Origin of the sequence: Tsukamurella sp. DT100 (assembly GCF_049844855.1) — a bacterium.
GTDB lineage: Bacteria > Actinomycetota > Actinomycetes > Mycobacteriales > Mycobacteriaceae > Tsukamurella.
The window spans coordinates 123899-150058 of sequence record NZ_JBNCLV010000004.1; the positions used below are offsets into that span (position 1 = coordinate 123899).

The following is a 26160-nucleotide window of genomic DNA, read 5'->3' on the forward strand; positions in this document are numbered from 1 at the left end:
TCAAGAGCGGGTCGGCACCAGGCCGACCCGCTCTTGGGGGAAAGATCAGTTAGCGGCGGTCGAGATCGACCAGGCCCAGCTTCGCGGCGCGCACGAGGCGACGCGGAACCAGGTGGGTGCGGCCGCCGACCTGCACGGCCTGCAGCTCGGGGTTGTTCGCCTTCCACTGCGAGCGGCGAGCATGCGTGTTCGCCCGCGACATACGGCGCTTCGGTACAGCCATGATTCTTCCTAACGGTCCTCGGAACAAGTCTTCGACGCGAGCCCGAGGGCTACCAACGTCACAAGCACTGAAGTCTACCGTCCCGCGGCCCGCCCGCCAAAACGTGCGTACTTCTCCTGGAACTTCTGCACCCGGCCGGCGGTGTCGACGACGCGCTGCTTGCCCGTCCACAGCGGGTGCGAATCGCTGGTCACATCCACGACGATCAGCGGATACGTCTCCCCGTCGACCTCGACGGTGCGCGTCGACGTCGCCGTGCTGCGGGTGACGAAGATCTTCCCCGTCGACGAGTCCTGGAACGCGATCGGTCGGTACTCGGGGTGGATTCCCTGCTTCATCGGTTCTCCTTCTGTTCAGCCTCGGCCTCGGTGCCGGGGGTCAGGTCTTCGCACGGGTCGGCGTGCATCTCGCCGAACGGGTCGTGCCAGCCGGCCCACGCGTCGGGGCCGGCGGCGAACTCCTCGGGGGTCAGCTCGGCCCACCGCAAGGTCTCCGCGATCTGCGCGGGGTCGGCCCCGGCCGCCAGCACCACCAGGTCGGTCCGACGGTCCCCGTACGCCTCGTCCCACGCCGCCGACGCCATCGCCCACCGCTCGGGCGAGCCGTCGCCGCCGGCCGCGAGCCACCGTCCGGCCGCCCCGACGCGCAAACCGGCGCCGGCGGACTCCAGCCAGAAGGCCTCGTCGGGCGTGGTAGCGAGCCAGAGGCGCCCGCGGGTGTGGACGACACCGTCGAGCAGCACGTCGATCGCCTCGTGGAAGCGGCCGGGGTGCAGCGGGCGGCGGGCACTGAACTCGATCAGCCGGACGTCACCGTCCGCGTCGAGGGGCGGGCAGCCGGGCAGAAGCGGGCCGAACGGCTCGATGGGCGCGCGCGGGGTCGCCAGGCGCGGCAGCAGGCCGTCGAGCGGGACGCGCTCGCGGGCGATCGGGGCGCCCGGCGCGAGGCGGCGCAGCACCGCGCGCAGCCGGGCGGGGTCGGGGCTGTCGCCGGTCACGACCAGCAGGTCCGCGCTCTGCGCGTGCCCGACGGCCAGCTGGGCGACGGTGCGCTCGTCGTCGTCCGGCACCGGGAAGCGCTCGCCGAGATCGTCCTCGCCGAGGGCGTCGTCGAGCCAGGTCGCGCCGTCGACGAAGCCGATCGTGCCGGTCACCTCGACGTCGCGCGCGGCGGGGCCGGGCACCGCGCCGACCATCTCCACGATCACGTGCTCGATGGCGTGCCGCACGGCGTCGGCCTCGAGGATCGGGTCGAGCCGCACGACGATGCGCCGGACGCCCACCCGCCGGTGCAGCGTGCGGAGCAGCGGCAGCAGGTCCTCGCGGAGCGTGCACGAGACGCAGCCGTGCGCGAGCTCGAGCAGGGCGACGCGCTCCTCGGCGGTCCCGTCGGGCCGGACGGTGGCCTCCGAGCGCACGACCAGGCCCTCCCTCAGGCCGGACAGGTCGTGATGCACGACGACGGTGCCGGGCTCGGCCAGCTCAAGCGCGCGCTCCTGCCCGCCGAAGCCCGTCAGGAGCAGGACCGGGGTTCTCTTGGAAATGATTCCCATTTCCAGTACGTTACCTTATCGACAATCATTCGCAAGAAGGAGAACCATGTCCGCACACTGCCAGGTCACGGGCCGGGCGCCCGGCTTCGGCAAGCGGGTCTCGCACAGTCACGTGCGCACGAACCGCCGCTGGGACCCGAACATCCAGCGCCGCCGCTACTACGTGCCGTCGCTCGGGCGCACGGTCACGCTCCGGGTGTCCACGAAGGGCATCAAGACCATCGATCGCCGCGGCATCGACGCCGTGGTCGCCGACATCCTGTCCCGAGGGGAGAAGCTGTAAATGGCCCGCAACGAGGTCCGACCGATCATCAAGCTCAAGTCCACCGCCGGCACCGGGTACACCTACGTGACCAGGAAGAACCGCCGCAACGACCCCGACCGCATGGTGCTGCGCAAGTACGACCCCGTGGTCCGGCAGCACGTCGACTTCCGGGAGGAGCGCTGATGGCCACGAAGGCGAAGATCGCCGCCAACGAGCGGCGCAAAGTCCTGGTGGCACGACACGCCGAGCGTCGCGCCGAGCTCAAGCGGGTCATCGCGCACCCGTCGACCTCGGCGGACGAGCGCGCGGCCGCCGTGAGCGCGCTCGCGAAACTGCCCCGCGACAGCTCGGCGACGCGTGTCCGCAACCGCGACGCCGCCGACGGCCGCCCGCGCGGCCACCTGCGCAAGTTCGGGCTGTCGCGCGTGCGGGTGCGGCAGATGGCGCACGACGGTCAGCTGCCCGGCGTCCGGAAGTCGAGCTGGTGATGGCACGTCGATCCCTGCGCACCCCGCCCGCGCGGCGCGGCCTCGTCCGCGTGCCCGAGGGCGCGCTCGACTACAAGAACGTCACCTACCTGCGCACTTTCCTCAACGAGCGCGGCAAGCTGCGCTCCCGCGCGGTGACCCGGCTCTCGCCGCAGGACCAGCGCGCGCTCGCGCTGGCGGTGAAGAACGCCCGCGAGATGGCGCTGCTCCCCTACTCCTCGAAGAAGTAGCTCCTCACGATGTCGCGTTCTGCGGCGGTACACCTGCGCACGCGTACCGCCGCAGAACGCCGAATCGTGAGGAACACCCTCGCGGCCGGGCGCACATGCACGGGCGACGCGTGCGTGCCGGCGAGGAGTGCAGGTGCTCCGCCGCTCTGCTCTCGGATTCTGTCCGGAATGGACAGCGCATCGCCGCGGATAGCGGACGAGTCGCCGTCGTCCCCCACGCGGCGTCGACGTCCCCCACGCCGCGGTTGCTCCCCCACCCCACGACCGGCTTCCCGTAGGGACCGACCGTCCCGCACGCGGCGTCGACGTCCCCCACGCGGCGCCCACGCGGCGCTGTGTCGCGACCGGGGAGGCCCGTCGAACAGCCGCGCCGGCGCTGTCCATTCCGGACAGAATCCGAGAGTCGAGCGCCGCGTGCACCGAACCCACCCGCGAGTCGGTGATACTTCGGTCGCGTAACCTTCTGGCACGTGACTTCCGTGCTGGCAGGCTTCGCCGTGATCGCGATCATCATCGCGGCCGGGTGGCTCCTCGGCCGGTTGGAAGTCCTGGGCGAGCAGCCGGAGAAGCAACTGTCGCTGCTGGTCTTCTACCTGCTGACGCCGGCGCTCCTGCTGCACGCGCTGGCCACCACCGACGTGACCGTCCTCTTCAGCTCGCGGCTGTGGGTGAGCGCGGGGTCGGCGCTCGCGATCGCGGCGGTCTACTACGTGATCGTCCGCGTCTTCTGGCGGCGGACGATGGGCGACGCCACGATCGGCGCGCTCGCCTCGAGCTACGTGAACTCGTCGAACCTCGGCATCCCGATCGCGGTCTTCGTGCTGCACGACACCTCGTACGTGGCGCCGCTGCTGCTCTTCCAGATCCTCGTCTTCTCGACGATCGCGCTCACGATGCTCGACCTCGCCGAGGCCCGCGAGCGCACGGGGCCGAAGCAGCCGCTGTGGCGCACCGTCGCGACCCCGCTGCTGAACCCGATCGTCGTCGGTGCGCTGATCGGGCTCACGATCTCCCTGACGCGGTGGCATCCGCCGGAGTGGTTGATGAGCCCGGTGAAGCTGCTCGGGGACGCCTCGGTGCCGATGGCCCTGATCGTCTTCGGGCTCTCGCTCGGCGGCGTGCGGGTGCTGCAGAAGGGCGAGGCGCCCCGCCGGGACATCGCCCTGGCGACCGTGCTCAAGATGATCGCAATGCCGGTGCTCGCGTGGGCGATGGCGCGCTTCCTGTTCGGGCAGTCGGGGCACGCCCTGATGGCGCAGACGGTGACCGCCGCCCTCCCGACCGCGCAGAACGTGCTGGTCTACGGCTTGCGATACAACCGTGGCGTGATCCTGGCGAGGGATTCCGGGCTTATCACAACGGCCCTGTCGATTCCGGCGATCATGCTGATCGCGGTCCTTCTCACCTGACGAATGTGACGCACGACCCGGTCACATTACGCCTGTGACCCCCGTTTCGGCTTGGGTTGACGAAACTACTCGTGGGTTAATGAACTCACGAGTAGGGCGCTGAACGGCGCACTACGAACCGAACCCAGGAGAGACCCCATGGCTCAGACCGCCGCACAGCGCGCCGTCGACCTGTTCGTCTCTGCCGTTGAGGCCCGCGGGGGCAAGGCAGAGGTGACCACGAAGGGCAGCACGACCCTCGTCACCGTGACCGCAGCCGACGGCCGTACCGAGACGCTCCGCGTGAAGGCCACCACCGGCGACGCATGGCAGGCCCGTAAGACCGAGGCCGCCGCGAAGGCCCCCGTCACCGCGTGGGCGCTCGTCGACCTGTCCGACGGTGCGCCGATCGCGCTCGCCCCGGCCGCCGACTACGCCGCGCACGTGGCGAAGCTCGCCGCCGCGTGGGAGGGCAAGAACCCGGGCAAGGCGCTGACCGCCGGCACCAACCTCTCGGTGACCGCCGACGCCGTCGCCGCGTGGGAGGACGCCTGGGCCGTTCTCGGCCTCGACGGTGCCGCGAAGCCCGCCGCCGCTGAGAAGCCCGCCGCCAAGCCCGCCGCTGAGAAGCCGGCCGCCGCGAAGGTCCCGGCCAAGAAGGCCGCCGCCAAGACGGCGACCCCGGCCGCGAAGAAGGCCGCCCCGGCCAAGAAGGCGCCCGCGAAGAAGGCGCCGGCGAAGTCCGCCGCCACCAAGCCCGCCGCTGCGAAGCCGGCCGCGACCAAGCCCGCTGCTGCCAAGACTGCTGCTGCGAAGCCGGCGGCCGCCAAGACTGCTGCGTCCAAGCCGGCCGCGAAGCCCGCGGCCACCAAGCCCGCCGCGAAGAAGGCGCCGGTCAAGGCCTCCGAGGCCAAGATCACCCCGATCGCCGCGCAGAAGGACGCCGCCTCGAAGAGCAAGGCGCCCGCCTCGATCGACGCGAAGTCCTCGAAGCCCGCCGCCAAGGCGGACGCGAAGGCCGCGCCGAAGGCACCGTCGAAGACGGTCGCGAAGGCCGAGGAGAAGGCCCCGAAGAAGGGGCAGCCCTCCGGGATCGCACTGCTGCTCAAGCGTCTCCCCGTGGTGGGTCGCCTGCTCTGACGCGGCACCGAACACCTCGCTCCCCCGCGGGAGCAGCACCGTCCCCCGGTCCCTCGGACCGGGGGACGGTCGCGTTCCGGGACGAGTGCACCCCCTGAACGGCGATGAAGTTTTGGGAAGCGCGACGGCGGGCGATTCGCCTAGAGTCGAGGGCATGTCCGACGAGTTGGAGCCCCTGCGCCGCGACGTCCTCCGAGCATCCGATCACGACCGCAACCGGGTGGTCGAGATGCTCTCCGAGGCCCTCGGCCTCGGGCAACTCACGCTTCCCGAGTACGAGGACCGCTCGCACCAGGCGGTCGCGGCCCGCACGTTCGCCGATCTCGACCGGCTCGTGGTGGACCTGCCCGCCGTGCAGAACCTCCCCGCGACGGCGGCCCCGGCCTACCGCGCACCGTCGACCGCGCCGGCCGGCGTGCCGCGGATGGGCGAGACCAAGTGGGCCGTGATGTCGGAGACCAAGGTGCGTGGGCCGGTCGCCGTCGGGCCCGAGCACACCGCGATCGCGTTCTGGGGCGGCGTCTCGCTGGACCTGCGGGAGGCGACGTTCCTCGTCGGCGACGTGACGCTCAACGCCTACGCGGTCATGGGCGGCGTGAAGATCATCCTGCCGCGCGGCGCGAACGTCCACGTCGAGGGCGTGGGCGTGATGGGCGCCTTCGACCACAAGAATCCGCAGACGGGGGACCCCACCGGCCCCCGGATCGTGGTGAAGGGCTTCGCCTTCTGGGGCGGCGTCGAGGTGGAGATCAAGTAGCTATCTGCGCTTGCGGCTGCCCAGGTAGTCGCTGACCACGGCGGCACCGAGCCCGTCCAGGTCCGGCGAGACCAGCCGCCCGCCGACGCGCCGCACCACGGCGGTGAGGAAGCGGGTCAGGCCCGGGTCGTCGCCCAGCTGGAAGACGGTGATCTGCGCGCCCTGCGCGGCAACCGCATCCAGTCCGCGCACCGTCATCGCGATGGTCCGCGGGTGCGGCGGGTAGTCGAAGAAGGGTTCGCCGTCGCGTTCGAGGTGCGCGGTGGGCTCGCCGTCGGTGACCACTAGGAGCACCGGCTGCGCGTTCGGATGCGACCGGAAGTGCTGCTGCGCCAGGGCGAGCGCGTGGTGCAGGTTGGTGCCCTGCTCGTAGACGCCGTCCAGCCCCGTCAGTTCGCCGACGCTGAGCGTGCGCGCGTACCGCCCGAAGCTGATGAGCGCCAGGTCGTCCCCGCGGAATCGGGTCGAGATCAGCTGGTGCAGAGCAAGAGCCGTGCGCTTCATCGGCAGCCAGCGGCCCTCCATCACCATGGAGAAGCTGGTGTCCACGAGCAGCGCGACGGCGGCGCGGCTGCGCGCCTCGGTCTCGGTGACCTCGATGTCCTTGGCGTCCAGCGTCACCGGGCCCGACTCGCCGGAGGCGGCCTGGCGGAGCACGCCGTTGAGCACGGTGCGGGTGGCGTCCCAGGGCTCGGTGTCGCCGAACCGCCACTCCCGGCTCGCGCCGGTGGCCTCGCCGGTGGCACCGGCGCGGGCGGTGTTGCGCTCCCCGCCACGGGAGGTCAGACGGTCAGCGACGTCCCGGAGGATCGACTGGCCCAGCTGCCGGATCGCCTTGGGAGACAGGCGCAGCGCTCCGTCGGGGTCCCGGGAGAAGTAGCCCTGGTCCTTGAGCGCCTTCTCCAGTTCGGCGAGTGTCCGCGCGTCGGCGACGGCCTCGTCGCCGAGCTGCCGCTGCAGTGCGTCGAGGTCGATGTCGTCGAGCGCGGCGCCGTTGTGCTGCTGGCTCAGTTGCTCGGCAAGGGATTCCAGGTCGGCGATGTCCTGCATGGCCTGCGTCGCATCGCCGAGGCCCATGCCCTCGCCGCCCTCGAACTCCTGGCTGCCGTACCAGTCCTCGCCCGGACGGGCGTCCATGAGCTTGCCGGTGAGGTCGCTCAGCGCCTGGGAGAGCTGCGGCGAGCCGAAGGCCGCCTGCGACAGCTCCTCCAGCTCGGCCCGCTGCTCGGGCGTGAGGCTGTTGTGGAGCCGCTGCGCGGCCGCCGAGCGCTGCGCCAGCGCATCGATGAGCTCGTCGATGTTCCGCGGGTTCTCCGGGAAGTACTGGCCGTGCTCGGCCATGAAGTCCTCGAAGTCGTCCTGCGTCGCGGTGCCGGCGTTGTGCTTGTCCAGCAGGGTGTTCAGGTCGTCGAGCATCTTCTGGATCGCCGCGCGGTCCTCGTCGGTCGCGCCCTCGAGCGCCTGCTTGATCCCCGCGAACTGCTGGTCCAGGAGCTCGCGGCCAAGCAGGTCGCGGATCTCCTCGTACTTCTGCGCCGCCTCGGGCGAGCGCCACTGATAGTCGCCCAGCTCGCGCACGGCCTGCGCCGCCGACGGCGGCAGGTTCGAGATCCGCATCTCCTGGAACCGGGCGTCATCGTCCAGTGCCCGCGCGAGCTCCTTGCGCTCCGCGAGCACGGCCTCGTCGAGCAGCTTCTGCACGTCCTCGAAAGTCTTGCCGAGGTTGTTGCGCTGCAACAGCTCCTGGCGCCGGCGGTTCGCCAGCTCGGCGAGCTTGTCGAGGCCGCGGCGGTTCTCGCCGCCGCGGCGCAGGTACTCCTGCAGCGCGCGGCGCGGGGAGACGCCGCTCATCACGTCGCGGCCGATCTCGTCGAGCGCGTCCCGTAGATCCACCGGCGGGGCCAGCGGATCGGGCCCGCCGGTGTAGCGGCGGTACCGGGCCAGGTGCCCGCGCCGTCCCTGCCGGTCGCGCCCCGCGCGCGAGGACCTATCCGCCATAGACGGTCTGGCCCTCCTCGTCGGACTCCTTGCCGATCCGCCGGGCCAGGTACAGGCCCTCGAGCGCGAACTCGGCGGCGGCGGCGCGCTCCCCCGGCGACTCGGCCTCGAGCCGGCGGTACACCTCCGCGAGGACCGGGACCTCCGGGAGCGCGGTCAGCAGCTCGGCGGCGGTCACGTCGTCACCCGTGACGATCGGCCCGCCCGCCTCGATTGCCTCCACGAGCGGCCCCAGATCGACGCCCAGCAGGTACTCGCTGATCGTCTCGGCCGTCGCGCGACGCAGCAAGTGCACGAGCGTCGCGATCTCGCGCCCCTCCTCGCCGGCCTCGAACTCGACCTTGCCGCGCAGCACGTCGGGCACCGTCATCAGGTCGACGGGGCGCGCGACGGGCAGGTCCTCGCCGCCCACGGCCGCGCGGTGCAGCGCCGCCGCGGCGATGGTCTCCTGCGCCGCGATGGCGAACCGGGCGGAGACGCCGGACCGCTGGTCGACGGCGGGCGATTCGCGCAGCTCGCGGGTGAACCGGGCCAGCACCTCGGTGAGGTACTGCGGCACGGAGGCCACGACGTCGGCCTCCTGCTCGATGACCGCGACCTCGTCCTCGAGGTCCAGCGGGTAGTGCGTGCGGATCTCGGCGCCGAAGCGGTCCTTGAGCGGCGTGATGATGCGGCCGCGGTTGGTGTAGTCCTCGGGGTTCGCGGACGCGAGGAGCAGCACGTCCAGCGGCAGGCGCAGCGTGTAGCCGCGCACCTGGATGTCGCGCTCCTCCATCACGTTCAGCATCGCGACCTGGATGCGTTCGGCCAGATCGGGCAGCTCGTTGACCGCGACGATGCCGCGGTGCGCCCGCGGGATGAGGCCGAAGTGGATGGTCTCGGGATCGCCGAGGCTGCGGCCCTGCGCGACCTTGACGGGGTCGACGTCGCCGACCAGGTCGCCGACGGACGTGTCCGGCGTCGCCAGCTTCTCGGAGTAGCGCTCGTCGCGGTGCTTCCACGCGACGGGCAGCTCGTCGCCCAGCTCCTGCGCGCGGCGGATCGAGGCCGGGGTGATCGGGTGGTACGGATGCTCGCCGAGCTCCGCACCGTCGATCACGGGGGTCCACTCGTCGAGCAGGCCGACGATGGTGCGGATCAGCCGCGTCTTGCCCTGGCCGCGCTCGCCGAGCAGGACCACGTCGTGGCCGGCCAGAAGGGCGCGCTCGAGCTGCGGGATGACGGTGTCGTCGAAGCCCTGGATGCCGTCCCAGGGATCGGTGTCGGCGCGCAGCGCGGCGAGCAGGTTGTTGCGGAGTTCGTCCTTGATCCCGCGGTAGACGTGGCCGGAGGCCTTGAGTTCGCCGAGGGTGGCGGGCAGCGTGTCGGGGCGTGCAGTGCTCACGCCGTCAACGCTACGCCGATCGGCGGCCTCCGCCCTAGCGAGTACGCCCGCAGCGAAACCGGGAATAGACGCTCGCGTCGGCGGGGTTGCCGAGGGCGGCGCCGTGGGATCGGCGGCTACTTCTTCTTCGTGCCGGGGATGACGCCCGCGTCGATCACGGCCTTGGTCAGCGGCCGGATGCGGCTGATCAGCTCCTCGGTGCCGGGCCCGAAGGCCGCCGCGGTGATGGCGTCGGTTCCGGCCTCGATGTCCAGGTAGACGCCCATGCCCTCGGCGGTGAGCCGGTGCTCCTCGGCGTCGCCCTCGACCAGGCCGCGCGCGGTGAGGCGCGCGACCGCGTCGCCCCACTCCTGCTCGCTGTAGCCGCGGGTGATGCGGAAGAACCGGCGGCCCATGACGCGGCGGCGCACGTCCGGGTCGGGCAGGTCGGCCTCGTGCAGGACGCCCGCCTCCAGGCCCGTCAGACCGTGCCGGATCAGCTCGGCGAGGTGGTTGTCGCCGCGCCATTCGCGGAGCACCGAGAGGTGGCGCCAGAGCGCCAGGGCCGGGTCGTCGGGGACCGTCGACGACGCCCAGGCCGCCGCGAGCGTCCGGCCGGCCAGGGGCAGGTCGGCGACGACGGTGCCGAATCCGTCGGCGACCGCGCGCACCTCGGCCGGGTCGATCCCGGCGAGGATGGTGCGGTACTGCTCCGCGAGCATCACGTAGCGGCGCTCGTCGATCTCGGCCAGGCCGGCGTCGACGGCGACCGGCCAGGCGGCCTCGATCAGCGACGGCGCGAAGTTGTAGAAGGCCGCGGCGACGACGGCGGCGTGCGCCTCGCCGATCGGTGCGGCCCGCGCGCCCACGTAGAAGGCGTGCTGGTCGATCCCCAAGTCGCTGACCGCGTCCCGGATACCGGGATTGAAGTAAGCGACGACGTGGAAGGGTTCGACCGTCTCGTAGGCGGTCCGGGCAAGGGCGACGGCGTTGTCCGACATGCCCTCACCCTGTCAGGGCGGGCGACGGATGTCGACGGTGGGCTACTTGTAGAAGCCCTCGCGCAGGTTGATGCCGTGCTCGACCCAGGCCTTCATCGCGGCGAGCATGCCGGTCCAGCCCATGCAGTTGCCGAAGGCGCCCTTGGCGCCGTCCTCGGTCGCGGTCCACGCCGACTCGGTGATGGTGACGAGCGTGCGGCTGTCGTCGTCGATCGGCGCGAATTCGAAGGTCGTGGTGGTGTGGCCGTCGCCGGCGACGGCGTTCTCGGCGTCCCAGCGGATCACGATCTTCGAGTGCGGCGTCGCCTCGACGACCTGCACGGGGAAGGCGCCGGGGAAGTCGGCGAAGTCCCAGGTGACCTCGGTGTTCGGCTCCAGCCTGCCGCGGGCGCCGCCGGTGGTGAAGTACTTGGACAGCTGGTCGGGGTCGGCGACGGCCTCGTAGACCTGCGCAGTGGGGCGCGCCACGTAGCCGGAGACGGTGAAGGAGAGTTCTTTGAGTTCAGACATGTGATAAAACTACAACATGTCTACGAGCGATCGCAAGGGCTCCGCGGAACCCGCCGGCGACGACGACGCGGACGACGCCGTCTTCAAGGCGCTCGCCAACGCGACCCGTCGCCGCATGCTCGACGTGCTCAAGGAGTCGCCCCGCACCACGGGCGACCTGTGCGCGCAGTTCCCCGACCTCGACCGCACGACGGTGCTGCAGCACCTGCGCGTCCTCGAGCGCGCGGAGCTGGTGATCGGCCGCAAGGTCGGCCGCGAGCGACACCTCACGCTGGCGCCCGTCCCCATCAAGCGCATCCACGACCGCTGGATCGGCGAGTACGCCCGCGCGGCGGTGTCCCTCCTCGACGACCTCACCCGCGACTGAGTCCGGCGACGTCGACGGGGCTCGGCAGGCGCGGCGGCGGAGGTCTGGCGGGACATACGAGTCCCGTCAGCCGGCGATGCGTCTGACGCATCCCCTCTGACCTGCGCGAACGGAGGCAAGCCATGCGCCGGCCGTATACCTCCGTGCGACGCCCCTCGGGGACCGAGGGCCTGCCGCGCAGCCCACCGCGGACGAAGGCCACTCAGCCGTCGCGCGCCGCGGCACAGCTCGCGCCTGCGCTCCGTCGCCCGCTCCGTCGAGCCCCTCCACTCCGGAGAACTGGTGCCGGGACTGGACTGCCGGGGCACGACACACGCCCGCACCAGTTATGCGTCGCTCGCATAAGTCGATCGGAAATCAGCTGGTCACACCCCATGCGTGCAGCGCATGGCTGTTCGGCGGAGTTGGCTGTCTACTGCCTGATGCTCGGCGACGACGCGCTGCGGGTCGGCGTCGTCCGGCAGCACCCGCGCCCCCGGACTCGTTCTCGACCCGCCGAGCGGCGGTCTACTCGAAGACGTCGGGCGAGGAGGCGACGGTCTGCTCCCACAGCGGGCGGAACTGGAACCAGCCGGCGATGTCGCCGCCGACCTGCGAGTGGGTCAACCGCGCCGTCGCGGGATCGATCTCCTGCGGCTCCCCCGCCGCCATCGCGAGGAGCTGCGCCTGGCAGGAGCGCTCCATCGTCACGAACCACCAGGCGGCCGAGGACACCGACCCGCCGACGGTGATGAGCCCGTGGTTCTTGAGGATCGCGGCCTTCGCGTCGCCGATCGCCGCCGCGACCCGCTTGCCCTCGAGGGTCTCGTTCACCACGCCGGCATAGTCGTCGTAGATGCCGTGGTCCTCGTAGAAGGCGCAGGCGTCCTGGGTGAGCGGCGCCAGTGGGATGCCCAGCGACGAGAAGGCCTTGCCGTGGACGGAGTGCGCGTGGGCGGCGGCCACGGCGTCGGGCCGCGCGTCGTGCACCTGCGCGTGGATCACGAACGCGGCGCGGTTCACGGGTCGCCGGCCGTGCACGACGACACCGTTGTGGTCCACGCAGATCAGGTCGGAGACGCGGATCTGGTTGAAACTCATGCCGAACGGGTTCACCCAGAACAGGCCCGGATCCTCGGGGTCGCGCGCGGTGATGTGCCCGGCCACCCCCTCGGAGAAGCCCAGCCGGCCGAAGACGCGGAAGGCCACGGCGAGGTCGCGCTTGCGCTGCTCGCGCTCCTCGTCGACGGACAGCCCCATGGACGGCAGGGGCAGCTCGGCGTTCTCGGGCATCGGCCCGACGGCGGCCTCGAGCAGCGGTAGATATTCGGCCGGAACCTGCATCGACATCTCCTCCGTGCGATCGCCGCGGGCACGACGAGGGGGCGGAAACGGCGAACGCCCCCGGGGTCAATGATTCACCCCGGAGGCGTTCGCTACGCGCGGATCAGTGGAAGAAGTGGCGTGTCCCGGTGAAGTACATCGTCACGCCCGCCTCGACGGCCGCCTGGACGACCTCCTTGTCGCGGATGGAGCCACCCGGCTGCACGATCGCCTTCACGCCCGCGTCGATGAGGATCTGCGGGCCGTCGGGGAACGGGAAGAAGGCGTCGGACGCGGCCACCGAGCCCAGTACGCGGTCGCCCGCGCGGGTCACGGCGAGCTGCGCCGAGTCGACGCGGTTGACCTGCCCCATGCCCACGCCCACGGACGCGCCGCGGGAGGCCAGCAGGATCGCGTTCGACTTCACAGCGCGGCAGGCGCGCCAGGCGAACTCGAGGTCGGCGAGGGTGGCCTCGTCGGCGGGCTCGCCCGCGGCCAGCGTCCACTCGTCCGGCGAATCGCCCGCGGCGTCGATGGCGTCGGACTGCTGCACCAGCAGGCCGCCGGTGATCTGCTTGATCTCGGTGCCCAGCACCGGCGGCTCGGCGAGCAGCACACGGATGTTCTTCTTGCGCTGCAGCACCGCGAGCGCACCGTCGGCGTACGAGGGCGCGATGATGACCTCGGTGAAGATCTCCGAGACCTGCTCGGCCATCTCCAGGCTGACCTCGCGGTTCGCGGCGATCACGCCGCCGTAGGCGGATACGGGGTCGCAGGCGTGCGCTTTGCGGTGCGCCTGGGCGACGTCCTTGCCGATCGCGATGCCGCAGGGGTTGGCGTGCTTGATGATCGCGACGGCCGGCTCGTTGAAGTCGTAGGCGGCGCGCCAGGCGGCGTCACCGTCGGTGTAGTTGTTGTAGCTCATCTCTTTGCCGTGCAGCTGCTGCGCCTGCGCCAGCCCGGACTTCGCGCCGCCCACGTACAGCGCCGCGCCCTGGTGCGGGTTCTCGCCGTAGCGGAGCACGGCCTCGCGGGTCCAGGTGCCGCCCATCCACGACGGGAACTTCTGGTCGGGCTCGGGGGCCACGACGCTCGTCATGTACGAGGCGACGGCCACGTCGTAGTCGGCGGTGTGCCGGAAGGCCTTCGCGGCGAACGACTTGCGCTGCTCCAGCGAGAAGCCCCGGCGGGCGCTGTCGATCACGTCGCCGTAGTCGTCGGGCGAGACCACCACGGTCACCGACGGGTGGTTCTTGGCGGCGGCGCGCACCATCGACGGTCCGCCGATGTCGATCTGCTCGATGCACTCGTCCTCGGAGGCGCCGGAGGCGACGGTGTCGGTGAACGGGTAGAGGTTCACCACGACCAGCTCGAACTTCTTCACGTCCAGCTCGCGCAGCTGCTCGAGGTGCTCGGGCAGGCGGGTGTCGGCCAGGATGCCGGCGTGGATCTTCGGGTGCAGGGTCTTGACGCGGCCGTCGAGGCACTCCGGGAAGCCGGTGACGTCCTCGACGCGGGTCACGGCGACACCGGCGTCGGCGATGGTGCGCGCGGTCGAGCCGGTCGAGACGATCTCGACGCCCGCCTGGGCCAGGCCGGTGGCCAGCTCCACCAGGCCCGACTTGTCGTACACGCTGATGAGCGCGCGCTTGATCGGGATGTTGCTGCTCATGGAATGGTGACCTTTCGTCCATCCGTGCTGTAGCCCTGGCGGGCGACTGCGGCGACGACCTCTGTCAGAAGCCGGCGCTCAACGACCTTGATCCGTTCGTGCAGGGTCTCCTCGGTGTCCCCCGGCTGCACCGCGACCGCCTCCTGCGCGAGGATCGGTCCGGTGTCCAGCCCCGCGTCCACGAGATGCACAGTGGAGCCGGTGAGCTTGACTCCGTACTCGAGGGCGGCGGGAACGGCGTGGGCGCCCGGGAAGGCGGGCAGCAGCGCGGGGTGCGCGTTGATGACGCGGCCCCCGAACGCGGCGAGGAAGGCGGGGCCGAGGATCTTCATGAAGCCGGCCGCGACCACGAGGTGCGGCTCCAGCTCGGCGACGGCGGCGGTGAGCGCCTCGTCCCACGCCGCTCGGTCCTCGTAGGCCTTGAGGGGGACCTCGGCGGAGTCGATGCCGGCGTCCGCGGCGACCTCCAGCGCGCGGCAGGTCCGGTCCGCGACGATCCCGACCACCGACCCGGGATAGCCGGGTTCCGCCGCCGCCGCGAGCAGCGCCTCGAGCAGCGAGCCGGTGCCGGACGCCAGCACGACGATCCGGGCGGGCGCGCACGGCGGCACGACCGTGGGGCTGGGCGTGGTCAGGATGCACTCCTCGCAGAGGGACGATTCGGCAACAGCCTAGCGCCGCCCCGTCGGGCTACTGCCCGAAGGTGTAGCTGTCCAGTTCCTCGATGTCTGCTATTTCGCGCTCGCGCTTCGAGGCGGCGGGCCCGACGGCCTGCCGGGACACCGGCCGCACCTCCTCAGTGGGCTGCTCGGCGAGGGCGTCGAAGTCGCCGGTGTCGGCCGCCTCGTCCTCGGGTTCGCGCTGCTCGTCGTCGTGGTCGCCGCGCTCGGCGGGCTCGATCTCCACGGTCACGCCGTCGTCGATCACGTCCGCCTCGTCGGCGTAGGTGGTGTAGCCCGACGGTGCCTCCTCCTCGGCCCGGCGCGCGGCGCGCACGGCGCGGGACTCGCCGGCCTGCTGCAGCACCAGCGCGGCGAGCACGCCGACGAGGCCGATCCAGCCGAGGGTGAAGCCGAAGACCTGGAGCAGGTCGGCGCCCGCGTAGCCGAAGCCGCCGAGCTCGCCGCCGGCGAGGAAGGCCGCGGCGGCGAAACCTGTCGCGGTGAGCGCGGCGGTGGCGGCGACGGCCGTCACCGTCGGCCCGAGGTCGAGGGAGCGGGCGGCGCACCGTCGGCCCACCTGGACCGCCACGAAGGCCGGCACCGCGAGCAGCGGCAGCAGGTACCAGGGCGACGGGCCCTGGGGCAGCACGGCGAGGATCGGCACGCCGGGGGCGCGGCCGGGGACCGCCGAGAAGACGCTCATCGAGATCGGGCCCAGGTCCACGGTCGCGCCGAGCGGCAGGGCGGCGGCGGCGATCACCGCGTTGGGCAGGTACAGCAGCGAGAGCAGCACCAGCGAGACCATGCCGACGGCGTCGTTGCCGGAGCGGACGAGCTCGAAGACCGTCTCCCAGCGGATCACGAGACGCACCACGACGATGGCCAGGCCCACGGCGCCGAAGGTGAGCAGGGCGCGGCCGGCGAGGCGGGCGCAGTCGTCGACCCAGGAGGGGATCCGGAGGAAGCGGGCGACGTCGCGCCAGTAGGCGGGCGCAAGGCCGATGAGGGCGGCGCCGAGGTGGACCGCGACGGTCGCGACGAAGGCGGTGAGCGGTGGCGGCGTGCCGATGGTGAACCGCCCGGCGGCGTCGTTGACGATCGCCAGCGCGATGGCGGTGAAGAGGGCGGGACCGGCGATGGCGCACAGGAGCACCGAGCGCAGGTCCGCTAGCGGGCGGCCCTCGCCGCCGGCGCGGCGCGCGGCCCGGGCGACGCCCACGACCAGCGCGGCGGTGGGGATCAGGGGCAGCACGCCGAGGGTGATGTCGCTGATGGTGACCGGCACCTGGTGCACGGCCAGCCACAGTCCGGCGACGGTGGGGGCGATCGCCCCGAGCCCCGTCGACGTGGTGAGCAGGACCACCACGCCCACCAGCAGGGTGGACGCGAGGGTCACGAGCGACGGCCCGAAGGCCATCACGAACAGCGGCCGGGTCTCGCTCTGGCCCGGCCCGGCGGCGCGCGCTGAGTCGATCATCTTCACCACTGTGACATCGCAGTGGCCGATGTTGTCTCAGGCGCGCCGCTGGCGGGGACTACTGACCCTGCGGCTTGTTCTCGTCGTCCGACGAGTGCGAACCGTACTGCGGGGTGGACGGGCTGCCGAAGGCCTGCGTGCTGGCCGTGGAGGCCTGGCCGAAGGCCGTGGTCACCTCGTCGGGCGACGCCGAGGCGCCCGGGTTCGACGGTGCCGACGGGAAGCCCGTGGTGGCCGGCGCCGCAGGGGTCGACGGCGTCGAGGCCGGCGCCTGGTAGCCCGACGAGGCCGGCGCCTGGTAGCCGCCGTAGGACGGCCACTGCGACTGGGCGGCCTGCTGCTCCTGCTGCACCGGGGCGGCGGCGGGGGCCGCCGGGTTCGACGGCGCGGACGGCGCGTCGGTGGCGGCCGGAGCGGCGGTGGCGGACGCGGCGGCGTCAGCGGTGGCGGTCTCCGCAGCGGCGGCCACGGCGGCCGGGTTCTTCACGATGCCCGCGTCGACGAGCACCAGCACGACGGCGGCGGCCGCGGTGAACAGCGAGAAGACCAGCGCGATCCAGTACCCGTAGACCAGGTTCTCCCAGGTGAAGAGACCGAAGAGCAGCGAGATGAAGCCCGCGACGGCGAGCGCGGCGGCCGGGGTGCGGCCCGTGTTGCCCTTCGAGATCAGGCTGAGGCCGGCGGCGACGCCCGCGGCGAGCGCGAGGGTGAGCGCCGTGAGCGGCGGGCCGGTGAAGGCGTTGACGGCACCGTCGAAGGTGCGGCCGAGGATCTCGGTGCTGGAGTCGCTGAACGTCAGGAAGCCGAGGAGGAAGGTGATCACACCCAGCGCGGCGGTGGCGATGGACAGCACGAGCGCCAGGTCGAGCGGCTTCGACGGCGCGGCCGGGGCCTGCGGGAAGCCGCCGTACTGCTGGCCGTAGCCCTGCTGCTGCGGGTAGCCCTGGCCGAAGCCCTGCTGGCCGTAGCCCTGCTGCGAGTAGTCCGGCTGCTGGCCGTAGCCCTGCTGCGCGGGCTGGCCGTAGCCGCCCTGCTGCGCCGGCTGGCCGTAGCCGCCGCCCTGCTGAGCCGGCTGGCCCGGCTGCCCGTAACCCTGCTGGCCGTAGCCCTGCTGCGAGTAATCCGGCTGCTGCCCGTAGCCCCCCTGGCCCGGCTGCTGCCCGTACCCTCCACCTGAGTAGGTCATGATTCTTCTCCCCGAAGGTCGACGAGGCTCACCACGGAGCCAGTACGCCACCACCCTATACACGGAGTCTGACGTCAACGGGATTCAACTCATTGAGTGTGATGATCCATGACAGTCAACAGGGCCCTGGCCGCGGGGCTGAGCAGCTTCGAATGGACCAGCAGCTGGGAGCGGGTGGGGCCGTCGACGAGCGGCACGACGGCGAGCCCGGCACCGTCGGGCACCGTCTCCCGCGCGGCCATCCCGACGCACAGGCCCGCCGCGATGAGCTCCAGCATGGTCTCGGACCGGTCCACCTCGAAGGCGACGGTGCGCCGCACGCCCGCCCGCTCGAAGGCCTGATCGGATTCGGCGCGGCCGGCGCCGCCCGCGGGGTAGTCGGCGTACGGGCGGTCCGCGGTGGAGGCGAGGGTGAGCGGACCGTCGACCCGCTCGGCCTCGGGGACGACGAGGACGAGATGGTCGACGGCGAGCCTCCGGGCGACGACGCCCGCCGTCGAGAAGCCGTCCGGCACGCCGAGGAGCGCCAGGTCGACGGTGCCGGTGCGCACGCCCTCGATGAGGACCTCGCTCGCGCCGCTGCGCAGCCGGACGGTGGCGTCCGGGTAGGCGGCCCGGTAGGCGCGCAGGACGTCGACCACGTCGAAGACGGTGAAGGTGGGGATCATCCCGACGGTGACGGTGCCGCGGACCCCGCCGAAGGTGGCGGCCACCTCGTCGGCCGCGCGTTCGGTGGCCGCGAGCGCGGCCCGGGCCTGCGGCAGGAAGGCCTCCCCCGCGGCCGTGAGCCGGACGGACCGGTTGGTGCGGTCGAACAGGCGCGCGCCGAGTTCCTTCTCCAGCGCCGCGACGCGGTGGCTGAGCGCGGACTGCACGACGTGGCAGCGTTCGGCGGCCCGCGTGAAGTTCAGCGTCTCGGACACCGCGATCACGTACCGCAGCTGCTGCAGCTCCATCGACCATCTCCCAGACAGATCATTCCATCGAAATCATACGTTGGACTCATGATGAGCGGGAGCAGAGACTGGAAGCCATGACCACCACCGCTCCCCGCACCGCGACGTCGGCCCCCGGCCTCCTGCGCCTCATGGCCCTGGCGACGGGGCTGTCGGTGGCGGGCAACTACCTCGCGCACCCGATCCTCGGACTGCTGCAGGAGCGGCTCGGCATGTCCGAGACCGCGGCCGGGATGCTGGTCACCGCGGCGCAGGCCGGCTACGCCGTCGGGCTCGTCCTGCTGGTGCCGATGGCCGACGCGGTCCGCCGCCGCCCGCTCGCGCTCGCGCTGCTCCTGATCACGGCGGCCGCGTTGGTGGCGGCCGGGGCCGCGCCGTCGGGCGGGGTGCTGCTGGTCGCGGCGACGGTCGCCGCGATCACCTCGGTCGGCGCGCAGGTGATCGTTCCCTACGCGGCCGAGCTCGCGGGGCCGGAGCACCAGGCCCGCGCCGTCGGCATCGTGATGAGCGGGCTCGTGCTGGGCACCGTCGTGAGCCGCTTCCTCTCGGGCGTGCTGTCCGACCTCGCGGGCTGGCGCACGCCGTACCTCGTGCTCGCGGCGCTGCTCGTCGTCGTCACCGCCGCCCTGTCCTGGGCGCTCCCCCGCCACGATCCGGGCCGGCCGGGCCTGACCCCGTCGGGCTACCGCGCGCTCCTGGTCTCGATGGCCGGGCTGGTGCGCGAGCTGCCGGTGCTGCGGCTGCGAGCGGTGCTGATCGGCCTCGCGCTCGGCTCGTTCATGGTGCAGGGCGCCGCGGTGACCTTCCTGCTCGCCGGCTCGCGCTACGGCTGGACGCCCGCCGCCATCGGCGCGATCGGGCTGCTCGGCGCCGTCGGCGCGCTCTCCGGCCCGACGATCGGGAAGTTCGTGGACCGCGGCCACGGGGCGGTGCTCACCGCGGGCGGCCTGGGCCTGCAGGCGACGGCGTGGCTGCTCATGATTCCCGCGGGCGGCGCGATCGGTCTGCCCGCCCTCATCGTGGGGCTGGCACTCATGGGTATCGGCCAGCAGGCGGCACTGAATTCGTCCCAGGCCGTGGTCTTCTCGCTCCGACCCGAGGCGCGCGGCCGCATCAACGCCGTGTTCATGGGCACGTTCTTCCTCGGCGGCACCCTCGGTTCCGCGGCGACCGCCGCGCTGTGGCCCCTCGCCGGCTGGACGGGCGCATGCCTGCTCGGCGCGGGCCTCGCCGCCGCGGCGCTGGTTCTGTACCTGGTGTTCCGGGGCGTCGAGCGCGCACCGTCGGCCTAGGCCGGGCACCGTCGGGCCGGAGAAACGGGACGACCCCGCCTCCCTGACGGGAGGCGGGGTCGTGGACCGAATGCGCTGCGGTTACAGCGACTGCAGGATCTCGCGGGCGAGAGCGGCGGTCTCGGAGGGCGTCTTGCCCACCTTGACGCCGGCGGCCTCGAGGGCCTCCTTCTTCGCGGCGGCCGTGCCCGAGGAGCCCGAGACGATGGCGCCGGCGTGGCCCATGGTCTTGCCCTCGGGAGCGGTGAAGCCGGCCACGTAGCCCACGACGGGCTTGGTGACGTTGGCCTGGATGTACGCCGCGGCGCGCTCCTCGGCGTCGCCGCCGATCTCGCCGATCATGACGATGAGCTTGGTGTTCGGGTCCTTCTCGAACGCCTCGATGGCGTCGATGTGGGTGGTGCCGATCACCGGGTCGCCGCCGATGCCGATGGCGGTGGAGAAGCCGAAATCGCGCAGCTCGTACATCATCTGGTAGGTCAGCGTGCCCGACTTCGACACGAGGCCGACGGGGCCGGTGCCGGTGATGTTGGCCGGGGTGATGCCGACGAGGGCCTCGCCCGGGGTGATGATGCCGGGGCAGTTCGGGCCGATGATGCGGGTCTTCTGGCCCTTCTCCACGTTGTAGGCCCAGGCGAACGCCGAGTCCTGCACGGGGATGCCCTCGGTGATGACCACCAGGAGCGGGATCTCGGCGTCGATGGCCTCGACGATGGCGTCCTTGGAGAACGCCGGCGGCACGAAGGCGATCGAGGTGTCGGCGCCGGTCTTCTCGATGGCCTCGGCCACGGAGCCGAAGACGGGCAGCTCGATGGCGTTGCCGTCCTTGTCGGTGTGCGAGACGGTGGTGCCCGCCTTGCGCGCGTTCACGCCGCCCACGACGTTGGTGCCGGCCTTGAGCATCAGCGCGGTGTGCTTGGTGCCCTCGCCGCCGGTGATGCCCTGGACGATGACCTTGTTGTCCTTGGTCAGGAAGATAGCCATTTTTCTGTTGTCTCCCTTACTTGTTCGCCAGCTCGGCGGCCTTGTCGGCGCCTTCGTCCATGGTCTGCGCGAGCGTCACCAGCGGGTGGTTCGCGGCGGCCAGGATCGCCCGGCCCTCCTCCACCTTGTTGCCGTCGAGGCGCACGACGAGCGGCTTGGAGGCCGAGGCGCCGAGGGTCTCGAGGGCGCCGACGATGCCGTTGGCGACCGCGTCGCACGCGGTGATGCCACCGAAGACGTTGACGAAGACGCTCTTGACCTGCTCGTCACCGAGGATGACGTCGAGGCCGGCGGCCATCACGGCCGCGGACGCGCCGCCGCCGATGTCGAGGAAGTTGGCCGGCTTGACGCCGCCGTGGTTCTCACCGGCGTAGGCGACCACGTCGAGGGTCGACATGACCAGGCCCGCACCGTTACCGATGACGCCGACCTGACCGTCGAGCTTGACGTAGTTGAGGTCGTTCTCCTTGGCCTTGAGCTCGAGCGGGTCGGTGGACCCGGCGTCGGCGAAGGCCGCGTGATCGGGGTGGCGGAAGTCGGCGTTCTCGTCGAGCGAGACCTTGCCGTCCAGCGCGAGGATCTGGTCGTCCGGGGTGCGGACGAGCGGGTTGACCTCGACCAGGGTGGCGTCCTCGGCGACGAAGACCTCCCACAGCTTCTGGATGGTCACGGCCGCGGCGTCGAGCACCTCGGCGGGCAGCTTGCCGGCCTCGGCGATCGCGCGGGCGGTGGCCAGGTCGACGCCCTTGGTCGCGTCCACGGCGATCTTCGCCAGCGCGTCCGGGTTCTCCTCGGCGGTGACCTCGATCTCCACGCCGCCCTCGACCGAGCACATGGCCAGGTAGGTGCGGTTGGCGCGGTCGAGCAGGAAGGAGATGTAGTACTCCTCGGCGATGTCGCTCGCCTCGGCCACCAGCAGCTTCTTGACGACGTGACCCTTGATGTCCAGGCCGAGGATGTCGTTCGCGTAGCGCTCGGCGTCGTCCGGGGTGGCTGCGTACTTGACGCCGCCGGCCTTGCCGCGGCCGCCCACCTTGACCTGCGCCTTGACCATCACGGGCTTGCCGACTTCTTCGGCAATCGCGCGTGCATCGGCGACGTTGTCCGTCACGCGGCCCGGCGAGGTCGGTACGCCGTGCTTGACGAACAGTTCCTTCGCTTGGTATTCGAAGAGATCCATCAGCTCACCATCTGTCTGGTTACTCGGTCCACCCGCATTCTTCACGGGTCCGGGGTCGACTCTATGCCTCCGCGAATCCGCTCGGGCGGCGACCCTTGTTCAATGACGTATCTCACTTGACCTGCGGTTATCAGTCATCGCAACCTACCCGTCGGTAAGTTTTTGGATCGGCCCAGGCAAAGGACCCCCGAAGTCCGCTTCAGGCGGTTGCAAGCGCCGGTTAAGCCCGGCCATCGAAACTCTCCTCAGTCCTACTGAAGGAGAACCACACCCATGAAGCGCACTTCCCGCCCCGCCCTCATCGCGGCCTCGGCAGCCGTCGCGCTGAGCGTCGTGCTCACCGGCTGCTCCGACAAGGGCACGTCGACCCCCGGCTCCGAGACCACCGCCGGCGCGAACGCGTCCACCACCGACGCGCCCGCCCTGCTGTCCTCCGCCGCCGAGTCGGCCAAGAAGGTCACGAGCGCCCACTTCACCGTCGCCGTGGGCGGCAAGGTGCAGGGCCTGCCCGTCAGCAAGGTCGACGGTGACCTCCAGGTCAAGCCGTCCACCCAGGCGCAGGGCACCGCGATGATCCAGCCGGGCAACGCCGAGGGCAAGTTCACCTTTATCGACGGCCGCATGTACGCCTCGCTCTACGGCGACAAGTACGCGGACTACGGCGACGGCGCGTCGATCTACGACGTCTCCGCCCTCTTCGACGAGAGCAAGGGCATCCCCAACATCCTGTCGAAGGTCACCGGCGCGAAGGTCGCCGGCACCGAGACGATCGACGGCCAGGAGACCACCAAGATCACCGGCACGGTGCCCGCGACCGAGATCGCCACGATCACCGGCTCCCGGGTCGATCCCGCGAAGAGCGTCCCCGTTCCCACGACGCTGTGGGTCCAGAGCTCCGGCGACAAGCAGCTCGTCCGCATCGAGGTCAAGCCCTGGACCGAGGGCACCATCACCCTCACGTTCTCGAAGTGGGGCGAGAAGGTGTCCGTCACCAAGCCCGACGTCGCCCCCGAGGAGACCCCCAGCAACCCGGGACCGGGCGAGAGCCTCCCCCGTTGACGACCCACTGAAACACCCTCTCCCCCGAGAACCCCGAGAAAGGCACCACCATGAAGACGTTCACCACGAAGGCGTTCGTCGCCGCCGTCGCCACCGCGAGCATCGCGGGCGGCATCCAGGTCGCCGTCGCGACTCCCGCCGCCAACGCCGCGGTCAACTTCGGCGCCATCGCCGTCGCCAGCAACGGCGCGACGGGCCGGTCCTGGGACTACGCCAGCCCCGGCGCCGCCGAGCGGGCCGCCCTCGGCTCGTGCGGCTACGCCAGCTGCAAGGTGCTGGCCTCCTTCTCCAACGGCTGCGGTGCGGTCGCCCAGAAGCCGGGCTGGTTCCAGGGCGGCACGGGCCGCTCCATCGGCGCCGCACGGTCGAGCGCCCTCGCCCGCAACGGCGGCGGCTCGATCCTGGTCTGGCAGTGCACCTCCGGTCACCTCTGACCGGTCACATAGTGCAGGGGCGGCACCGTTTCCGACGGTGCCGCCCCCTCGCATCCACAGATCCTGGTCCGTCTATGACCGAGCATTGGGAGACTTGGGCAGTGAAGAGATCGCACCCCGTCGGGCCTCCCGACCCCCGTGTGAAGCGCCGACTCGCTGCCGTCCTCGCACTGTCGCTGGCGGCGAGTACGGGATGCACCGCGACGATCGGCGGCGAAGCGGTACCGGATCCCGCCGCGACGAAGATCGACACCGGCAACTTCCCCACTACGCCGCGAACCGTCGCCGCGGTGACGCCCGGGGACGCGTGGCAGCAGGAGGCGCTCATCATGGCGGACTCCGTGGTGGCACCGTTCGACATCCGGCCGACCCTGTCGAAGCGCGCAACCGCCATTTCCATGCTCACCGGCCCGATCACCCTAGTCGCCGGCTTCGGCGACGACGGAAGCTCGAAGTCGCTGGCACTCATTCCGACGGACAAGGTGATCGCCCTCGGCGGCTTCGGTTACCAAACGGGATTCCTCGCCACCGCTGCTGACTCCACCACCAACCCGACCGCGTTCCTCTCCATCGGGCTCCTCCGGTTCTACTCACCGGAATCCGCGACACAAGCGCTCGCCATCATGCGCGACGACAAGACAACTGCTCCGGCGGGTCTCGACGCCGTCGCCGACGCCGTCCCGGTCTCAGCCGGCGACAGAGCTGGGCTGCAACGGGTGACGGTCGCCGCCCGTCGGGGCAATCTCATCGCCCTCACCGCGGCGGCCGGGCCGACTGCCGTCGAAGCCGGCGCGCTCGCGGTCGAAGCCCTCACCGCCCAGGTCGCGAAGGCCACGTCGTACCGGCAGAACGGGGTCCTGTCTCCCACCGCGGTGCCGTCGGTTCCCATGGACAAGGACGGGATCATGTCGCGAACGCTCGCAAGCCCGGCCACCGACAACGCGGTCTTCGGTCTCTCGCCACGTGTCGCCTACTTCGAGGGCTACTACTCCCGGCGCACGCGGTACATGGTCAACCTGCTGCCCGAGTGGCTGAACAGCGCCGAGGCGAACGGGATCGACCTCATCGCGGAGACGAAGTCCGCCGTGGTGATGCGCGCCCGCGACCACGACGCCGCGGTGGCCTTCGTCCGGAACAAGGGGAAGGGCGGCGGCGTCGACACGTCCGCGAACGTCTTCTACACGCCCGGCATCCCCCGCGACAACGTCCTCTGCGGCCGGGAATCGAACGCCGACAAGACCAAATACACGTGCTACCTCATCCTGGGCCGGTGGACCGTCCAGGTGCACCAGTCCACCCTGCAGCTCGCTCAGCAGGCGATCTCCGCCGAGTACCTGATCAACAAGGCCGCCGGCGAGAACTGACCGGACGCCCTCGCCCCTCGGTACGCTCGCGGTAGTGACGCCCAGAACGCTGTTCCTCGGCCTGCTCGCCGTCGCCCTCACCGTGACGGGCTGCGGCAGCGCGCAGGAGCCCGCGCGACCGTCACCGTCGTCCGACGGTGCCTGCCCCCTCCCCGCGCCGCCGCTCCGGGGCCTCGTCGCGGCGCAGGGCAAGACGATCGGCACGGCGTACCGTTCCACCTTCGCCGCGGGCGATCCCTGCTACGAGGAGGTCGCCGGGCGCGAATTCGGTTCGCTGACCACGGAGATCGGCACCATGACGAACACCGTGGCACCGGAGGCGGACCGGTTCGACTTCCGCGAGGCCGACGCGGTCGCGGAAATCGCGCAGCGCCGCGGCCAGGACTTCCAGATCCACTCCCTGATCTGGGACCCCCTCGACCAACAGGTGTGGGGCATCGTCCCCGAGTACGCCCGGAGGCTCTCCGATCCGGAGCGGCACCGGTTCATGACCGACCTCGTCACCGGCGTCGTGCAGCGGTACGCGGTCCGCGCGAGCGCGGTCACCGTCGTCAACGAGCCCTTCGACCAGCGCGGGGTGCTGCAGCGCAACGCCTGGTGGCGCACCACTTCCAGCGAGCGGTACATCGTGGACGCCTTCCGCGCGGCGCGGCTGGCCGCGCCGTCGATGAAGCTGTACCTCAACGAGCACAGCGCGGAGACGGTGAGCGACAAGTCGACTGCGCTGCTGGCGCTGGCGACGAGGCTGCGCGCCGAGACCGTGGAGGTGTCCGTCGATGGGCGGACCGAGCGGCGCCCGCTGCTCGACGGTGTCGGTTTCCAGGCGCACATGCTGGGCGGAGCGGATCAGCAGCCGAGCACCGACGACATGCGGAAGAACCTGCGCCGCTTCACCGACTTCGGCCTCGATATCCGGTTCACCGAGCTGGACGTCCGGATCCCCACGGACACGGGGCGCGCCGCCGAGGTCGACCTGCAGCGGCAGGCGCGCGTGTACGCGACGATGGCCGGCCTGTGCCGTGAGCTGAGCCGCTGCACCGGGATGACGGTCTGGGGCTTCACCGATCGTCGCTCGTGGATCACCGACTACCCTGATACCTTCTCCGGCTACGGCAGCGCCAACCTCCTCGACCGGAACTACGGCGCCAAGCCCGCCTGGGAGGCCCTGCGCGCCGCCTTCCGCTGACCCGGTTCCTGCCTGACCTGGCCCTTTCCATCGGCACTGTTGCGATTCGAACACGATCCGCCGCTCGCCGGGCCTCCGGCCCCGCAGCCCGACATACTCGGTGTCGTCGGGGTTCGGGGGCGAT

The 26160-nt window shown here is 71.4% G+C and carries 28 protein-coding genes; 13 read left to right on the forward strand and 15 right to left on the reverse strand.

Features of this window, described 5'->3' with window-relative positions; all coding sequences use genetic code 11:
• Positions 1 to 49: 49 nt before the first annotated feature.
• The 3 genes from rpmF to mrf form a co-directional block, all read right to left on the reverse strand.
• The gene (gene rpmF, locus ACLQ3K_RS10745; protein WP_013127873.1) at positions 50 to 223 is read right to left on the reverse strand and encodes a 50S ribosomal protein L32; all 174 of its coding nucleotides are present in this window, start codon (positions 221 to 223) and stop codon (positions 50 to 52) included.
• 74 nt (positions 224 to 297) lie between these two features.
• Entirely contained in the window at positions 298 to 561 is a 264-nt protein-coding gene (locus tag ACLQ3K_RS10750) for a type B 50S ribosomal protein L31 (RefSeq protein WP_224647060.1), read from the reverse strand.
• On the reverse strand, positions 558 to 1775 hold the full coding sequence (gene mrf, locus ACLQ3K_RS10755; RefSeq protein ID WP_425999205.1) for a ribosome hibernation factor-recruiting GTPase MRF: 1218 nt from the start codon (positions 1773 to 1775) through the stop codon (positions 558 to 560). Before mrf ends, ACLQ3K_RS10750 begins: the two co-directional genes overlap by 4 nt.
• A gap of 46 nt (positions 1776 to 1821) precedes the next feature.
• Between mrf and rpmB the strand changes: the two genes are divergently transcribed.
• The 7 genes from rpmB (at position 1822) to ACLQ3K_RS10790 (ending at position 6043) form a co-directional block, all read left to right on the forward strand.
• Positions 1822 to 2058 carry a 50S ribosomal protein L28 gene (gene rpmB / locus ACLQ3K_RS10760; protein WP_068574798.1) on the forward strand — a complete coding sequence of 79 codons (237 nt, stop codon included), beginning with the start codon at positions 1822 to 1824 and terminating at the stop codon, positions 2056 to 2058.
• On the forward strand, positions 2059 to 2223 hold the full coding sequence (gene rpmG, locus ACLQ3K_RS10765) for a 50S ribosomal protein L33 (protein WP_425999208.1): 165 nt from the start codon (positions 2059 to 2061) through the stop codon (positions 2221 to 2223).
• Positions 2223 to 2528, forward strand: a complete 306-nt coding sequence (gene rpsN / locus ACLQ3K_RS10770; RefSeq protein WP_425999210.1) for a 30S ribosomal protein S14 — start codon at positions 2223 to 2225, stop codon at positions 2526 to 2528. Before rpmG ends, rpsN begins: the two co-directional genes overlap by 1 nt.
• Positions 2528 to 2758: a 30S ribosomal protein S18 gene (gene rpsR / locus ACLQ3K_RS10775; RefSeq protein ID WP_425999212.1), complete on the forward strand. Its 231-nt coding sequence runs from the start codon at positions 2528 to 2530 to the stop codon at positions 2756 to 2758. Before rpsN ends, rpsR begins: the two co-directional genes overlap by 1 nt.
• Positions 2759 to 3228: 470 nt before the next feature.
• Positions 3229 to 4167, forward strand: coding sequence for an AEC family transporter (locus tag ACLQ3K_RS10780; RefSeq protein WP_224649591.1), 939 nt, complete (start codon positions 3229 to 3231; stop codon positions 4165 to 4167).
• Positions 4168 to 4305: 138 nt separating this feature from the next.
• Positions 4306 to 5286, forward strand: coding sequence for a hypothetical protein (locus ACLQ3K_RS10785; protein WP_425999214.1), 981 nt, complete (start codon positions 4306 to 4308; stop codon positions 5284 to 5286).
• A gap of 154 nt (positions 5287 to 5440) precedes the next feature.
• Complete coding sequence (locus ACLQ3K_RS10790) at positions 5441 to 6043, forward strand: DUF1707 SHOCT-like domain-containing protein (RefSeq protein ID WP_224649589.1); 603 nt, start codon at positions 5441 to 5443, stop codon at positions 6041 to 6043.
• On the opposite strand, the gene ACLQ3K_RS10795 is transcribed toward ACLQ3K_RS10790, so the two are convergent.
• The 4 genes from ACLQ3K_RS10795 to ACLQ3K_RS10810 all read right to left on the reverse strand — a co-directional run bounded on the left by ACLQ3K_RS10795 (position 6044) and on the right by ACLQ3K_RS10810 (position 10915).
• Entirely contained in the window at positions 6044 to 8041 is a 1998-nt protein-coding gene (locus ACLQ3K_RS10795) for a VWA domain-containing protein (RefSeq protein ID WP_425999217.1), read from the reverse strand.
• On the reverse strand, positions 8031 to 9425 hold the full coding sequence (locus tag ACLQ3K_RS10800) for a sigma 54-interacting transcriptional regulator (protein ID WP_425999219.1): 1395 nt from the start codon (positions 9423 to 9425) through the stop codon (positions 8031 to 8033). Before ACLQ3K_RS10800 ends, ACLQ3K_RS10795 begins: the two co-directional genes overlap by 11 nt.
• Before the next feature lie 116 nt (positions 9426 to 9541).
• On the reverse strand, positions 9542 to 10405 hold the full coding sequence (locus ACLQ3K_RS10805; protein ID WP_425999221.1) for an SCO6745 family protein: 864 nt from the start codon (positions 10403 to 10405) through the stop codon (positions 9542 to 9544).
• A gap of 42 nt (positions 10406 to 10447) precedes the next feature.
• Positions 10448 to 10915, reverse strand: coding sequence for an SRPBCC domain-containing protein (locus ACLQ3K_RS10810; protein ID WP_224649585.1), 468 nt, complete (start codon positions 10913 to 10915; stop codon positions 10448 to 10450).
• 16 nt (positions 10916 to 10931) lie between these two features.
• Here ACLQ3K_RS10810 and ACLQ3K_RS10815 point away from each other — a divergent pair, with 16 nt between their 5' ends.
• Positions 10932 to 11282: an ArsR/SmtB family transcription factor gene (locus ACLQ3K_RS10815; protein ID WP_224649584.1), complete on the forward strand. Its 351-nt coding sequence runs from the start codon at positions 10932 to 10934 to the stop codon at positions 11280 to 11282.
• A gap of 507 nt (positions 11283 to 11789) precedes the next feature.
• On the opposite strand, the gene ACLQ3K_RS10820 is transcribed toward ACLQ3K_RS10815, so the two are convergent.
• The 6 genes from ACLQ3K_RS10820 to ACLQ3K_RS10845 all read right to left on the reverse strand — a co-directional run bounded on the left by ACLQ3K_RS10820 (position 11790) and on the right by ACLQ3K_RS10845 (position 18537).
• Positions 11790 to 12554, reverse strand: a complete 765-nt coding sequence (locus ACLQ3K_RS10820; RefSeq protein ID WP_336670142.1) for a class II aldolase/adducin family protein — start codon at positions 12552 to 12554, stop codon at positions 11790 to 11792.
• A gap of 154 nt (positions 12555 to 12708) precedes the next feature.
• Positions 12709 to 14256 (reverse strand): bifunctional phosphoribosylaminoimidazolecarboxamide formyltransferase/IMP cyclohydrolase, encoded by a 1548-nt coding sequence (gene purH, locus ACLQ3K_RS10825; protein ID WP_425999224.1) that lies wholly within the window; start codon positions 14254 to 14256, stop codon positions 12709 to 12711.
• Complete coding sequence (gene purN / locus ACLQ3K_RS10830; protein WP_425999226.1) at positions 14253 to 14867, reverse strand: phosphoribosylglycinamide formyltransferase; 615 nt, start codon at positions 14865 to 14867, stop codon at positions 14253 to 14255. Before purN ends, purH begins: the two co-directional genes overlap by 4 nt.
• Before the next feature lie 79 nt (positions 14868 to 14946).
• Positions 14947 to 16395 carry a DUF6350 family protein gene (locus ACLQ3K_RS10835; RefSeq protein WP_425999228.1) on the reverse strand — a complete coding sequence of 483 codons (1449 nt, stop codon included), beginning with the start codon at positions 16393 to 16395 and terminating at the stop codon, positions 14947 to 14949.
• Positions 16396 to 16453: 58 nt separating this feature from the next.
• Positions 16454 to 17581, reverse strand: a complete 1128-nt coding sequence (locus ACLQ3K_RS10840) for a DUF5336 domain-containing protein (protein ID WP_425999230.1) — start codon at positions 17579 to 17581, stop codon at positions 16454 to 16456.
• A gap of 89 nt (positions 17582 to 17670) precedes the next feature.
• A complete protein-coding gene (locus ACLQ3K_RS10845) occupies positions 17671 to 18537 on the reverse strand; it encodes a LysR family transcriptional regulator (RefSeq protein WP_425999232.1) in 867 nt (288 codons plus the stop codon).
• A gap of 77 nt (positions 18538 to 18614) precedes the next feature.
• Between ACLQ3K_RS10845 and ACLQ3K_RS10850 the strand changes: the two genes are divergently transcribed.
• Positions 18615 to 19829 carry an MFS transporter gene (locus tag ACLQ3K_RS10850; protein WP_425999234.1) on the forward strand — a complete coding sequence of 405 codons (1215 nt, stop codon included), beginning with the start codon at positions 18615 to 18617 and terminating at the stop codon, positions 19827 to 19829.
• Between the two features lie 81 nt (positions 19830 to 19910).
• On the opposite strand, the gene sucD is transcribed toward ACLQ3K_RS10850, so the two are convergent.
• Positions 19911 to 20813 (reverse strand): succinate--CoA ligase subunit alpha, encoded by a 903-nt coding sequence (gene sucD / locus ACLQ3K_RS10855; protein ID WP_224649577.1) that lies wholly within the window; start codon positions 20811 to 20813, stop codon positions 19911 to 19913.
• 16 nt (positions 20814 to 20829) lie between these two features.
• Complete coding sequence (gene sucC / locus ACLQ3K_RS10860; RefSeq protein ID WP_336669976.1) at positions 20830 to 21993, reverse strand: ADP-forming succinate--CoA ligase subunit beta; 1164 nt, start codon at positions 21991 to 21993, stop codon at positions 20830 to 20832.
• A 273-nt stretch (positions 21994 to 22266) separates the two neighbouring features.
• Here sucC and ACLQ3K_RS10865 point away from each other — a divergent pair, with 273 nt between their 5' ends.
• The 4 genes from ACLQ3K_RS10865 (at position 22267) to ACLQ3K_RS10880 (ending at position 26036) form a co-directional block, all read left to right on the forward strand.
• Positions 22267 to 23052, forward strand: coding sequence for an LppX_LprAFG lipoprotein (locus tag ACLQ3K_RS10865; protein WP_425999237.1), 786 nt, complete (start codon positions 22267 to 22269; stop codon positions 23050 to 23052).
• Positions 23053 to 23102: 50 nt separating this feature from the next.
• Positions 23103 to 23486 carry a DUF4189 domain-containing protein gene (locus tag ACLQ3K_RS10870; RefSeq protein ID WP_224649565.1) on the forward strand — a complete coding sequence of 128 codons (384 nt, stop codon included), beginning with the start codon at positions 23103 to 23105 and terminating at the stop codon, positions 23484 to 23486.
• A gap of 101 nt (positions 23487 to 23587) precedes the next feature.
• Positions 23588 to 24850 (forward strand): DUF7373 family lipoprotein, encoded by a 1263-nt coding sequence (locus tag ACLQ3K_RS10875; RefSeq protein ID WP_224649563.1) that lies wholly within the window; start codon positions 23588 to 23590, stop codon positions 24848 to 24850.
• Positions 24851 to 24884: 34 nt separating this feature from the next.
• Complete coding sequence (locus ACLQ3K_RS10880) at positions 24885 to 26036, forward strand: endo-1,4-beta-xylanase (protein ID WP_425999239.1); 1152 nt, start codon at positions 24885 to 24887, stop codon at positions 26034 to 26036.
• The last annotated feature ends 124 nt before the right edge of the window (positions 26037 to 26160 follow it).